The organism is Chryseobacterium indoltheticum (assembly GCF_003815915.1).
GTDB classification, from domain to species: Bacteria; Bacteroidota; Bacteroidia; order Flavobacteriales; family Weeksellaceae; genus Chryseobacterium; species Chryseobacterium indoltheticum.
The window spans coordinates 2,144,316-2,157,313 of sequence record NZ_CP033929.1; the positions used below are offsets into that span (position 1 = coordinate 2,144,316).

Genomic DNA, 12,998 nt, shown 5'->3' on the forward strand with positions numbered 1-12,998 from the left:
AGTCTTTTTAATATAAAGCATTGAAAAAAAAATTCCCAAATTACATACAGCCCGACTCTAAAGATTGTGGCCCTACTTGTCTAAGAATTGTCAGCAAACATTACGGAAAAAGTATTTCCCTGCAACAGATTCGTAACCTTTCAGAAACTACCCGGGAAGGAAGCAGCTTACTTGGTTTAAGTGATGCTGCCGAAGATTTGGGCTTCCGTTCTTTAGGAGTGCAGGTCGATTTCAATACATTAGCTGAAGAAGTACCTTTCCCATGCATTGTACACTGGAACAAAAATCACTTTGTAGTCGTTTATAAAATAGATAAAAATAATTTGGTATATATTTCAGATCCGAGCTACGGACTGATTACTTATTCCAGAGAAGAATTTATCAAAAGATGGATTGGTGAAAATGCCAACGAAAACACGGAAGAGGGAATTGCTTTGATTCTGGAAACTACACCAGCATTTTTCCAAACCGAATTTGACGATCAGGAAAGTAAAGCCAGTTTTTCTTTTTTATCTAAATATCTGTTAAAATATAAATCGCTTATTGTTCAGTTGGCGGTAGGATTATTAGCGGGAAGTTTACTTTCTCTTATTCTTCCTTTCCTTACTCAGAGTATTGTGGATGTTGGAATTCAGAATCAGGATCTGAATTTTATCTATCTTGTTCTTCTCGCTCAAGTGATGCTTTTTCTAGGCAGAATGGGAATTGAGGTTATCCGAAGCTGGATTTTACTTCACCTTTCAACAAGAATCAACATTTCAATTATTTCAGATTTCTTTATTAAATTAATGAAACTTCCCATCAGTTTCTTTGATACAAGAATGACCGGAGATATTATGCAGAGAATTAATGACCATCACAGAATTGAACAGCTTCTGACCAACTCTTCTCTGAATACATTGTTCTCATTAGTCAACCTGATTATTTTCAGTATTGTATTGCTGTTTTATGATTACAGATTATTTGTTGTCTATTTAGTTGGAGCCACCTTATATATTGCATGGATTACTTTTTTTCTCGGAAAAAGAAAAGAATTAGATTATAAAAGATTTTCACAGGTTTCACAGGAACAGAGTAAAGTCATTGAACTGATCAACGGAATGCAGGAGATAAAAATGCATAACGCTGAAAAACAAAAACGTTGGGATTGGGAATTTTTACAGGTAAAACTTTTTAAATTAAAAATAAAATCGCTGTCATTAGAGCAATGGCAATCGGTTGGAGGAAATTTCATCAACCAAATGAAAGATATTTTGGTAAGTTTTCTTTCTGCTAAATTGGTTTTGGAAGGGAATCTTACTTTAGGGATGATGCTTTCTGTACAATACATTATCGGACAGTTGAATAGTCCCCTATTGCAATTGATTGATTTTGTAAAACAAACTCAGGATGCCAAAATTTCTTTAGAAAGACTACGCGAAATTCATGATAAAGAAGATGAGGAAAGCAAAGACGATCAATATGCTACAGAAATTCCGGATAAAGATATAGAAATCAATAATATGTCTTTCAGATACATCGGTGCGGATGTTCCTGTTTTTGAAAATTTAAACTTAAATATTCCACACCAAAAAACAACGGCAATCGTTGGAGCCAGCGGAAGTGGGAAAACGACATTGTTGAAATTATTAATGAAGTTTTATGAACCTAACGAAGGTGAAATCAAAATAGGGAATACCCAAATGAAAAACATCTCACCAAGATTCTGGAGAGATCAGTGTGGTGTGGTGATGCAGGAAGGATATGTTTTTAATGACACAATTGCTAATAATATTGCAGTCGGAGAAGATTATGTAGACAAATCAAAACTAAGAAAAGCTGTAGAAATTGCCAATATTAAAGAGTTTATCGAAGATCTACCTTTAAGCTACAACACAAAAATAGGAAATGAAGGAGTCGGTGTAAGTGGTGGTCAAAAGCAAAGACTTTTCATTGCAAGAGCGGTTTACAAATCTCCGGAATATATTTTCTTTGATGAAGCAACAAGTGCTTTAGATGCCAATAATGAAAAGGTAATTATGGAAAATCTAGAACAGTTCTTTAAAGGAAAAACAGCGATTGTCATTGCTCACAGATTATCAACCGTAAAACATGCCGATAAAATTATTGTTCTCGATAAAGGCAAAGTTGTAGAAGAAGGAAACCATGTGGAATTGGTAGCTTTAAAAGGAGAATATTACAGACTCGTTAAAAATCAACTGGAATTAGGTAATTAAATATAAAAAATAATTCATCTATGTCGGAATTATTTTTTATATTTAAGTCTTAATAAAAGCGTTATCCGAAAAGCTATAAGAGAGTAGGAAAAATCAAAAATATTTTACCAATATGAAAAATTTTAAAAAAATCTCAAGAAAAGAATTGAAAGACATCAAAGGAGGAGGACGTGCTGATGATTGCTTTGCTCACTTTGTTCCTGGTGATCAGATACCAGAAGATGGGGGGTATAATTGTCCTTGCAAATTAGTGTGGTGCCCGCAAAGAGGATCATGCATACATCAAAATATGTATGACCCACAAGATTGTCAGACTGGTCTCTAATGAGATGGAATTTATTAAAAGCGTTACCCGAAAAGCTATAAAAGAGTAGGGAAATCAAAATCAAACTATTTATCATGAAAAATTTAAAAAAACTGAAAAGAAGCGATTTAGGTAAAATTTTAGGTGCTGGTCACGGTGAGCCAATTCCAGTTGATGATTGTGGCGGTCAGCCAAATGGAATTCCAAGTAGCGGATCGTGTCCTGCAGGTTACATTTACTGTTCATTGCCTAGCTGCTGTTTTAAATCTAATAGACCTTACGCTTGTATTGATTATTAATTCCAAACAAATATTATAAGTTAAATCCTCTTAATGATAGGAGGACTTCTTAGAGACTTACTAAAATACTTAAAACAAGGATTAATTAAACTTTTAAAAAATAATCTTAAAACCTGTAAGAGAGTAAGAAAACCAAAATAACTGTATATATTATGAAAAATTTAAAAAAACTTTCAAAAAAGAATTTAAAAGAGATCCATGGTGGAGGTTATGGGGAAAATGATTGGGGTGTCTGTCGTGTTAATGGAGCATGGGTACCCACAAAGTGTTTAGATCGTTGTCCAAATGGCACAGATCCAATATGTTTAGCTCCAGAGGTATAATTAAAACAAATTTATTATGAAAAATTTAAAAAAAATTAATAGAAATGATTTAAGTAAAATTTTAGGTTCTGATAAAGAGCTACCCCCAATTGATCAATGCAGTGGTCAATATCCATATGCGACTCCTCCAAGTGGGGGAACATGTCCTTCAGGTTATATTTATTGCTCATTCCCTAACTGTTGTTTTAAAATGGGACAAATAGTAGTTTGTTATGATTAATGATAGAATTTTTGAATGCAATTATAAATTATTATATACATCAATATGATTACTAAATCCTCAATTGAGGATTTAGTTTTTAATTATGAAAGACACTTTAGACAACATAGAACTGCGCTCAGAAAGCGTTCAGGATATACTTACAGAGCCGCCACATTGGATGTTCCGATGGGGAAATACCATTATATTACTTATACTATTACTCATTCTTGCGATGAGTTACATCATCAAATATCCGGAATTTGTTCCGGCTCCGATTATTGTGACTTCACAAAATCCACCGGAGAAAATTGAAGCAAGAAGCAGCTCAAAAATTGAGAAAATATTCATTAAAGATCATCAAAAAGTAAAAAAAGGTGATGTAATGATGGTTTTGCAGTCTACAGCAAATTATCAGGATGTTTTAAAACTAAAAAAACTGGTAGACTCTATTGCTTCGGATCAACTGCTTTCTTTTCCTGTGAAAGAGGCTTCTCATTTTAAATTAGGCGAACTTCAGAGTGATTACAACAGTTTTGCGAAAGCTTTTCAGGATGAGAATTTATTTACCCGTTTACAGCCTTATGCCCCAGAAAATATTGCTACGAATCTGAGTATTTCAGAATCCAGAGGCCGAATTGCTAATTTAAAGCAGCAAAAAAATCTGGAAGCAGCAAAGGCCGAGCTTTCCCGTAAAAGCTATCAAAGATCTCAGGAATTATTTAATCAAGGCGTGATTGCAGCGGTAGAACTCGAAACTGAAAAAATAAAATATCTGCAGGCTCAGCAAAACTTAGAAAATTTAAATATTTCTCTTTCTCAATTACAGGAAAGTATTTCTAATTTCAATAAAACAAAAAGCGGAACCGCAATCAACACAGAAAAAGATAAAATTACTTATTCGTCGCAAACTCTTCAACTATTCGAACAGTTGCGAAAATCTTTAAAACAATGGGAACAGAGTTATCTTATTGTTTCTTCTACCAATGGAATGGCGAGTTTTCAGCAGTTTTATGGCGAAAACCAATTTGTAAAAGCTGGCGATCCTATAGTGTCTATTTTACCGGATAATACTGAACAATTGGTGGGTAGAATGTCTGTACCAACAGCAAATTCGGGGAAAATTATTCCCGGAGAAAAGGTGTTGATTAAATTAGATAATTATCGCTTTCAGGAATACGGAATTATCGAAGGGAAAGTACAGAATATCTCATTAATTCCGGATGATAAAGGAAATTATTACGTAGATGTTGTGCTGCCAAAAGGTTTAAAAACATCATACAATAAAACCCTTAAATTCGACAAAGAGCTTAGAGGAAATGCCGAGATTGTTACACAGGATTTAAGATTAATTGAAAGATTCTTCTACCAGATTAGAAAATTATTGGGGTATCAATCATAAAAACAAATATTATCATACTACTCTAATGTATTTTTATTAGAGCTTTTAAATAACTGAACTACAATAAAGTTTAGTTTATATAAACCATTTTTCTATTTTTGTTAAGTGAAACTTTTAAGACTTATATTGACAATTTATTTCATTGCACTGCTGATTATGCCGTGCAGTGATGTCAAGGCTGAATCTGTAAAAGATAATCATACCCAAATTTCACTCAATACTGAGGATTCTCATTCTCATAATATAGATGATGGCTGTTCTCCTTTCTGCTTTTGCAGCTGTTGCCAGATTACGGTAACATCATTTAAAATGGAACCTTTTTTAGAAGTTCCTTTACAGGTAAAAGCCTATTTTTCAAAGAAAATTCTTTTCCATAGAAACAATATTGCCTATCAGGTTTACGACCATATTTGGCAACCTCCCAAAATTTAATTTTTAGTGATCAGATGAAAGAATTTTTTCATCAAAACCTTTAGGAAAACTTTGCAATATGATTGCATAGTGTTCTTAGTCATCTTTGTATCTCAAAAATGCATCAATTATTTAATGCATAATGAGATTGCAGATCAATAAAAATTAAATAAAATTCTATGTTAGATAAAATCATAAAATTTAGCATCAAAAACAAGATAGTCGTTGGGATAATGACTTTATTGTGGATAATTTGGGGAGTTTGGAGCGCGACCAGATTACCCGTCGATGCTGTACCCGATATTACCAATAATCAGGTACAAATTATCACGGTTTGTCCTACGCTTGCTGGTCAGGAAGTAGAACAGCTGGTTACTTTTCCCATTGAGCAAAGCATCGCCAATATTCCGGATATTGAGGAAACGAGAAGTATTTCCCGATTTGGATTATCGGTAATTACCGTTGTTTTTAAAGACGATGTTAATATATATTTTGCACGTCAGCTTATCAGCGAAAAACTAAAAGAAGCTGCAGAGGAAATCCCAAAAGGAATCGGAACTCCTGAATTAGCGCCCGTAAGTACAGGTTTGGGCGAGGTTTATCAATATATTCTGCATCCGAAAAAAGGAAGCGAAAACAAATACACTTCCCAGGAACTGCGAACAATGCAGGATTGGATTGTGAGAAGACAATTAAATGGTACACCGGGAATAGCGGAAGTCAATAGTTTTGGTGGTGAGTTGAAACAATACGAAGTTGCTATTGACCCTAACCGACTGAAAGCAATGGGTGTAAGTGTGACTGATATTTTCACGTCATTAGAGAAAAACAATCAGAATACTGGAGGAGCTTATATCGATAAAAAACCAAATGCTTACTTCATCCGTGGCATTGGCGTTGTCGCTTCTCTGGAAGATATAAAAAACATTGCCGTAAAGAACAACACAGCTAGTGTTCCGATTTTTATAAAAGATGTTGCCGACGTAAGATTAGGAAGTGCGGTACGTTATGGAGCAATGACGTTCAATGGTAAAGTAGATGCTGTAGGCGGTATTGTAATGATGCTGAAAGGAGCCAACAGTAATGAAGTGGTGAATTTGGTGAAAGAAAAAATCCCGACAATTCAAAAATCTTTACCCAAAGATGTTGTTATAGAACCGTTTTTAGACCGAACAGATTTGGTGGGAAGAGCCATCAATACCGTTGAGAAAAACTTAATTGAAGGCGCATTGATTGTAATTTTTGTTCTGGTATTATTTCTTGGGAATTTCAGAGCAGGATTAATCGTTGCATCCGCAATTCCATTAGCATTGCTTTTTGCGTTGGGAATGATGAATGTTTTTGGCGTAAGTGCAAATTTGATGAGCCTTGGAGCAATCGACTTTGGACTGATTGTAGACGGTGCAGTTATTATTGTGGAAGCGACGCTTCATCATTTAGGACTCAGAAAATCGACTCAGAAACTTACGCAGACTGAAATGGATGAAGAAGTTTTTCTTTCCGCTTCAAAAATCAGAAACAGCGCAGCATTTGGTGAAATCATTATTCTTATCGTTTATATTCCTATCCTGACTTTGGTTGGAGTAGAAGGTAAAATGTTCACACCAATGGCAAAAACAGTAGGTTTTGCAATCTTAGGAGCTTTGATTTTATCACTGACTTACATTCCGATGATGAGTGCCTTATTTTTATCTAAAAAGCCTTCCACAAAAGAAAATTTTTCAGATAAAATGATGCGCAGGCTGCAGAATATTTACCAGCCGCTATTACAGAAAGCACTGCGTTTAAAATACATTTTAGTTTCGGCTACCGTTGCATTATTTGCAGTTAGTATTTTTGTATTCAGCAGAATGGGAGGTGAGTTCATTCCGCAATTGCAGGAAGGAGATTTTGCATTTCACTGTATTTTACCGCAAGGAAGTTCGCTTACCCAAAGTGTAGAAACGTCGATGCAGGCATCAAGAATCATTAAGCAATTTGATGAAGTGAAAATGGTTGTAGGAAAAACAGGTTCAGCCGAAGTTCCTACCGACCCGATGCCACCGGAAGCAACGGATATGATTATTGTTTTAAAACCACAAAAAGAATGGAAAACAAAAAAATCCTACGATGAATTAGCTGATGAAATCTCTGAAAAACTGGAAAATATCCCCGGTGTTTTCTTTGAGAAAAATCAACCGATACAGATGCGTTTCAATGAACTGATGACTGGAATTCGCCAGGATGTTGCCGTGAAAATTTTTGGTGAAAACCTGGATTCTCTTGCGATTTATGCAGAAAAGGTGAATGATGTGATTCAAACTATTGAAGGGGTAACTAAACCTCAAATTGAACGGGTTAGCGGACTTCCGCAAATCAACGTAGAATACGACAGAACAAGAATGGCGAACTACGGATTGAATATTGAAGATGTGAATAATACGCTCAGTACGGCTTTTGCGGGTAAAAGCGCAGGTTTGGTTTTTGAGAACGAAAGACGTTTTGATTTGGTCGTACGATTAGACAGCATTCACAGAACCAATATTGATGACGTAAATAACCTGATGATATCTACAAGTTCAGGAAATCAGATTCCACTTTCACAGGTTGCCAATATCAGCTACAAACTCGGTCCTGCACAGATAAGCCGTGAAGAAGGAAAACGAAGAATTGTGATCGGTTTTAATGTAAAAGACCGTGATGTGGAAAGTGTGGTGAATGATATTCAGAAAAAATTAGACAATAAGATAAAACTTCCTTCGGGTTATTATTTCACGTATGGTGGGCAATTCGAGAATTTGCAGGCAGCAAGCAAACGTTTGATGATTGCTGTTCCGGTTTCTCTTTTGTTAATTTTTATGCTGCTATATTTTACATTTAAATCTTTCAAGCAAGCCGCATTAATTTTTACAGCCATTCCTATGAGTGCAATTGGTGGTGTTTTCGCATTAATTATTCGGGATATGCCATTCAGTATTAGTGCAGGGATTGGTTTTATCGCTTTGTTTGGGGTTGCGGTTTTAAACGGAATTGTTTTGATTGGAACATTCAATCAATTGGAAAAAGATGGTGAAACCGATATTCTGAAACGTGTTTTTGAAGGAACTAAAACAAGGCTTCGTCCGGTTTTGATGACTGCAGCGGTCGCATCGTTAGGATTTCTTCCGATGGCAATTTCCACAGGAGCGGGTGCAGAAGTTCAAAAGCCATTGGCAACCGTTGTTATTGGTGGATTGATAACAGCAACTTTCCTTACATTATTCGTTTTACCAATGCTTTATATTATTTTCAGCACAAAATTCAAAATAAAAAATATCAAAATGAAACCTTTAACGACGGTGATTATTTTAGGTTTTTTATTGTTTGGACAAACAATGGCTGCTCAAACTACAAAAACGCTATCGGTAGAAGAGGCAACAGAAATAGCGCTGAATAATAACCATTCAATAAAATCAAAAGACTTAGACGTTAAGGTTTCTGAAAGCTTAAAACCAACGGCCAATGAACTTCCGAAAATGGAGTTTAATGCACAATTGGGGCAATACAACAGTCCGAAATTTGACCAGTCGTTTTCTATTTCGCAAACGATTCCGTTTCCTACATTATTTAAAGCGAGAAAGGAAATCATTGCGCAGGAAATAAAAGGAAAGCAAATTAATCGTGAAATTACAGTTAATGAGTTGGCAAAACAGGTAAGAACCTATTTTTATCAAATTGAATATCTGCATTATAATCAAAATAAACTGTTGAAATTGGATAGTCTTTATCAGGATTTTATCAGAATTGCAACCGTAAGATTTAATGCAGGTGACATCAAGAAAATAGAAATAAGCACTGCAGAAACCCAGAAAGGAGAAATCAATTTATTATTAAATCAGAATAAGATTTATCTTAATAATGCTTACAAAAATCTGAAAATGCTTCTGAATACAAATGACGATATTCAGATTCCTCTTAATAAAAGCTATGAACCGTTGAAAGCGGAATATGTTCTTGACAGCACAGCTATTGCCAATCATCCGACTGTAAAAGCTTTTTATCAGGAAATGGAAATCGCCGATAAGAACAAAAACGTTGAGAAGTCACAAGGCTTGCCGGAATTCACTTTAGGCTATACCAATCAGTCGATTATTGGTTTTCATACATTGAATGGTCAGGAGAAATTTTATAATGCAGGAAACCGTTTCAGTGTTGCGAGTGTCGGAGTTGCGATTCCATTGACTTTTGGAGCGACCAAAGCACGAATTCAGTCTTTAGAATATCAAAAACAGATGGCAGAATCTAATGCCAAACAGCAACAAAAACAATTGACCGCTCAGTTGGAAAATGCATTAAGCCAATATCAACAGGATATTCAGCAATACCAATATTACATTGCGCAGGCTTTGCCAAATGCAGAAAAAATCGTCAAAGCAGGGCAACTCGGTTACAAAACCGGAGAAATCTCTTATGTCGAATATTTATTTGCTTTGCAGACTGCGACTAATATTCAGCTGAAATATTTGGAATCCATACAACAGGTAAACCAGTCTGTGATCACCATTAACTCTTTAATCAACAAATAAAATGAAAAGAAATATCATCTATACGGCTCTCACCTTTATTTTTCTTGTAAGCTGCGGGAAAGAAGCTTCCACAAAGGAATCTGAGGGCGAAATTAAAACCGAAAAAACCGAAGAACACGATGATGAAGCTCCACAAAGCATTGCCAGTCTTACCGATGAACAAATAAAAAGCGTAGGTGTTACCTTAGGAAAAATCGAAATGAAAGAGCTGACTTCTACGATTAAAGCTAACGGTGCACTGCGGGTTCCAAATAATAATAAAGCCACTATAACTTCAATGTATGGTGGAATTATTAAGACGCTGAATGTGCAAATCGGGGATTTTGTAAGAAAAGGTCAGGTGATCGCATCCATAAGCAATCCTGAATATATACAGTTACAAGAGCAATATCTTACTGTGAAAAGCAGAATTGCGTTTGCAGAACAGGAATACAGAAGACAAAAAGAATTGTTTGATAACGATGCCGGTGCAAAGAAAAATCTGCAAAGCTCTGATGCAGAACTAAAAACTTTGCGAACGCAAAGATCATCTTTACAAAGACAGCTTCAGATTATGGGAATCAACCCTGCAACGGTTAATAATGGTAATTTGCGATCTGGTTTGGTTATCACATCGCCAATCAGCGGAACGGTGAGTAATATTTCTGCACAGATAGGAAGTTACGTTGATATCTCGTCCCCCGTTGCCGATGTGATTGATAATGGTTCGTTACATCTTGATCTACAGGTTTTTGAAAAAGATCTTCCTAAAATGAAAGTCGGGCAGATCGTACATTTTAAACTGACCAACAACCCGGAAATTGAGTACGATGCAAAGATCTACAGCATCGGTTCATCTTTTGAAAACGAAAGCAAAACCATTTCTGTACACTGTTCTGTCACAGGAAATAAAGAAGGATTAATCGACGGGATGAATATCACCGGAATTGTAAGTCTTGATAAAAGCACGACACCGGCAGTTCCGAATGAAGCCATTGTAGAAGCAGACAGCAAATATTATATTTTTATAAAAACAAATAAAAAACCTGAAGAACATACTGAAGAAAAAGGTGAACACGCAGATGAAAAGCAAGAACACGGAAAAGAATCTAAGACAGTCAATTTTGAAAAAATAGAGATTGTAAAAGGTTCTTCAGATATGGGATATACCGCAATTACGAGCGTTAATGAAATTCCTGCCGATGCATCGGTGGTTACAAAAGGTGCTTTTTTTGTGAATGCTAAATTATCAAATTCTGGCGAACACGGGCACTGATTTTCGCTAAACTATAATTTTAATGTTAAAATAACGTCTACAAAATCTGTAGACGTTATTTTATTTTATTTAATTCTCATTCATCAATTCCTGAAACTTTTCAGCAAACAATCCGATATGAAAACCATCCATCAATCCGTGATGCGCATGAATGGAAACAGACATTAATTTTTTACCATTATTTTCAGTGATTTTACCAAATGAAATTTTGGGACAACTGTCCGGAAATGTAAAACTTCTTGCGTGAGAAAGTGAATTGAAATCTAGCCACGGAACAGCCGAAAAATGAATAACATTTTCTCCCGAACCTGCAGGAATTAAACCTTTAGATTGCTGTACTCTTGCAATTTCTTCTTTTGCATTTTGGTAAAATAATTCTTCATTTTTATCATAATCCATATAAGAAAAACCAAATGTTTCATCGGGTCTGTTGATGGTTGCAGAAGCATTGATTTGGTCAAACAAATAGACTTCTTTATCAATAATTCTATAGCGGAAGTTTTCTATTTTGTTTGCTGCTTTTAAAGCTCTGTACAGGTAATAAAGAAAAAAAGAGTTGCCTTTTTCTTTCGCTTGTTGATAGGCTAAAGTACAGTCTATATTGATGGTTACACCAAAAAAAGGTTCTTCAAATTTTGAGAAAAACTGAAAATGTTCTTTTCTTTTCCAATCATCTAGCTTAATGAGTTGTTTCATATTTTATTAAATTTTATATAAATCGAGTAAGATTACTATTTTATTTTTCAACAGTATTGTGTATTTTTCTACCGCAAATTTCAACCTATATAAAAAATCCCGAAAGGACATTTGTCCTGATTAAAAATATGTTACGCACAAACCAGACGTTTTTAGATTTTATTACAAAACTTTACGAGAAGCAGCAACGAAAAGAAGATGTGATTTTGAAACAGTTCACAAAAGGACAAAAGCTTTTCATGCAGAATGACAAATCATCCAAAGTCATGCTGATGAAAGAAGGGATTGTGAAATGCTATTTCAGTGAAGAAAATGATAAAGAATTTATTCTCGAATTTTTAGGAAAAGGCGAAATTCTTGGTGAAATCGAATGCATTAGAAATATTCCGTGTTTATGCAATATCGAAGCGATGACCAATGTTTCGGCGTATGCATTGTCGGTTCCTTATTTTCGCAAACTTTTAAAAAATAATTTAGAACTCAATGCTTTACTCGTCGATGCTTTTGCAGAGCGCATTGTGAATACTTCAAAGCGGGCATCTTTTCAGCAGCTCTACACAGTTGAGCACAGTTTGCGAAAACTTTTGGAACTTCAGTCAAAACAGGATATTCAGCTTTCCAAAGAAGATTTGGCTGCTTATTTAGGAATTTCGGTACGAAGCCTGAACAGAAGTTTGAAGAAATTTGGCTGAGTAATTCCTAAGATTAGTATTGATTTAGAAACCGCGGTACTTCATTAAAATATCTTCGGTACTCTTTACTTTCGTCTGGTAAAAGGCTTCTGTATTCAATAAGCATAAAAATATTTAAAGTTCAATCTGATAAATTCTGGATTCTTCCTCCCAAGGATGATACCCTTGTCCGATATATTTGAAACCATATTTTTCGTAAAATCCAATGTGATCGGTACATAAATTCAGATATTTAAATCCTGAATCTTTGGTGTCTTCTTTAGCTTTATTAATCAAAAGTTCACTGTAATGATTTCCTCTGTAATCTTCATTGATAAATAGGGCACAAAGCCACGGATACAAATCCATTCTGCTGATAAAATCATTGGTAATTAATCCTGCGCAACCGATAATTTCTTCATCTTTTTCCAATAAATACCACTGAGGTAAAGATTGCTCTGCAGCAATACTGTTCGATATACAGTCTTCATAAATAATTGGCGAAATTTCAGACCAGCTTTTCTGGAAAAATTCAATTGCTTTTTCTTTATATTCGGGATTTTGTCTTACTGATATTACTTTCATGATTATTAATTTTCAACTTCATTTAATACAAGAAAGGTAAACTTAATGAAAATCCGTTGAATTTGAAAATTTTATTAAAGTCAAAAGTATCTT

The 12,998-nt window shown here is 34.9% G+C and carries 12 protein-coding genes; 10 read left to right on the plus strand and 2 right to left on the minus strand.

Going from position 1 to position 12,998, the window contains the following annotated elements; all coding sequences use genetic code 11:
- Positions 1-20 precede the first annotated feature (20 nt).
- The 9 genes from EG358_RS10050 (at position 21) to EG358_RS10085 (ending at position 10,953) form a co-directional block, all read left to right on the plus strand.
- Positions 21-2,216: a peptidase domain-containing ABC transporter gene (locus EG358_RS10050; protein WP_076559150.1), complete on the plus strand. Its 2,196-nt coding sequence runs from the start codon at positions 21-23 to the stop codon at positions 2,214-2,216.
- 112 nt (positions 2,217-2,328) lie between these two features.
- On the plus strand, positions 2,329-2,541 hold the full coding sequence (locus EG358_RS10055; RefSeq protein ID WP_076559149.1) for a bacteriocin-like protein: 213 nt from the start codon (positions 2,329-2,331) through the stop codon (positions 2,539-2,541).
- Between the two features lie 74 nt (positions 2,542-2,615).
- Entirely contained in the window at positions 2,616-2,819 is a 204-nt protein-coding gene (locus EG358_RS10060; RefSeq protein WP_076559147.1) for a bacteriocin-like protein, read from the plus strand.
- A gap of 152 nt (positions 2,820-2,971) precedes the next feature.
- Complete coding sequence (locus tag EG358_RS19655; protein WP_164462480.1) at positions 2,972-3,142, plus strand: bacteriocin-like protein; 171 nt, start codon at positions 2,972-2,974, stop codon at positions 3,140-3,142.
- Positions 3,143-3,158: 16 nt separating this feature from the next.
- Positions 3,159-3,362 (plus strand): bacteriocin-like protein, encoded by a 204-nt coding sequence (locus EG358_RS10065; protein WP_115950999.1) that lies wholly within the window; start codon positions 3,159-3,161, stop codon positions 3,360-3,362.
- Positions 3,363-3,447: 85 nt separating this feature from the next.
- Positions 3,448-4,743 (plus strand): HlyD family secretion protein, encoded by a 1,296-nt coding sequence (locus tag EG358_RS10070; protein WP_076559145.1) that lies wholly within the window; start codon positions 3,448-3,450, stop codon positions 4,741-4,743.
- Positions 4,744-4,869: 126 nt separating this feature from the next.
- On the plus strand, positions 4,870-5,175 hold the full coding sequence (locus EG358_RS10075; RefSeq protein WP_228421289.1) for a DUF6660 family protein: 306 nt from the start codon (positions 4,870-4,872) through the stop codon (positions 5,173-5,175).
- A gap of 158 nt (positions 5,176-5,333) precedes the next feature.
- A complete protein-coding gene (locus EG358_RS10080) occupies positions 5,334-9,698 on the plus strand; it encodes a CusA/CzcA family heavy metal efflux RND transporter (RefSeq protein ID WP_076559141.1) in 4,365 nt (1,454 codons plus the stop codon).
- A 1-nt stretch (position 9,699) separates the two neighbouring features.
- A complete protein-coding gene (locus EG358_RS10085) occupies positions 9,700-10,953 on the plus strand; it encodes an efflux RND transporter periplasmic adaptor subunit (RefSeq protein WP_076559139.1) in 1,254 nt (417 codons plus the stop codon).
- 69 nt (positions 10,954-11,022) lie between these two features.
- Here the strand turns inward: EG358_RS10085 and EG358_RS10090 are convergent, their stop codons facing one another.
- Positions 11,023-11,649 (minus strand): chloramphenicol acetyltransferase, encoded by a 627-nt coding sequence (locus EG358_RS10090; RefSeq protein WP_076559137.1) that lies wholly within the window; start codon positions 11,647-11,649, stop codon positions 11,023-11,025.
- Positions 11,650-11,777: 128 nt separating this feature from the next.
- On the opposite strand from EG358_RS10090, the gene EG358_RS10095 reads away from it, so the two are divergent.
- Positions 11,778-12,341 carry a Crp/Fnr family transcriptional regulator gene (locus EG358_RS10095; protein WP_076559135.1) on the plus strand — a complete coding sequence of 188 codons (564 nt, stop codon included), beginning with the start codon at positions 11,778-11,780 and terminating at the stop codon, positions 12,339-12,341.
- 114 nt (positions 12,342-12,455) lie between these two features.
- Here the strand turns inward: EG358_RS10095 and EG358_RS10100 are convergent, their stop codons facing one another.
- Positions 12,456-12,905, minus strand: coding sequence for a GNAT family N-acetyltransferase (locus tag EG358_RS10100; RefSeq protein ID WP_076559133.1), 450 nt, complete (start codon positions 12,903-12,905; stop codon positions 12,456-12,458).
- Between the last annotated feature and the right edge of the window lie 93 nt (positions 12,906-12,998).

What these genes read in the sequence shown, in the direction of transcription:
- EG358_RS10085 (WP_076559139.1), top strand. Translation starts at nt 9,700, where the DNA reads ATGAAAAGAAATATCATCTATACGGCTCTCACCTTTATTTTTCTTGTA.
- EG358_RS19655 (WP_164462480.1), top strand. Translation starts at nt 2,972, where the DNA reads ATGAAAAATTTAAAAAAACTTTCAAAAAAGAATTTAAAAGAGATCCAT.
- EG358_RS10070 (WP_076559145.1), top strand. Translation starts at nt 3,448, where the DNA reads ATGAAAGACACTTTAGACAACATAGAACTGCGCTCAGAAAGCGTTCAG.
- EG358_RS10095 (WP_076559135.1), top strand. Translation starts at nt 11,778, where the DNA reads ATGTTACGCACAAACCAGACGTTTTTAGATTTTATTACAAAACTTTAC.
- EG358_RS10065 (WP_115950999.1), top strand. Translation starts at nt 3,159, where the DNA reads ATGAAAAATTTAAAAAAAATTAATAGAAATGATTTAAGTAAAATTTTA.
- EG358_RS10055 (WP_076559149.1), top strand. Translation starts at nt 2,329, where the DNA reads ATGAAAAATTTTAAAAAAATCTCAAGAAAAGAATTGAAAGACATCAAA.
- EG358_RS10080 (WP_076559141.1), top strand. Translation starts at nt 5,334, where the DNA reads ATGTTAGATAAAATCATAAAATTTAGCATCAAAAACAAGATAGTCGTT.
- EG358_RS10060 (WP_076559147.1), top strand. Translation starts at nt 2,616, where the DNA reads ATGAAAAATTTAAAAAAACTGAAAAGAAGCGATTTAGGTAAAATTTTA.
- EG358_RS10100 (WP_076559133.1), bottom strand. Translation starts at nt 12,905, where the DNA reads ATGAAAGTAATATCAGTAAGACAAAATCCCGAATATAAAGAAAAAGCA.
- EG358_RS10090 (WP_076559137.1), bottom strand. Translation starts at nt 11,649, where the DNA reads ATGAAACAACTCATTAAGCTAGATGATTGGAAAAGAAAAGAACATTTT.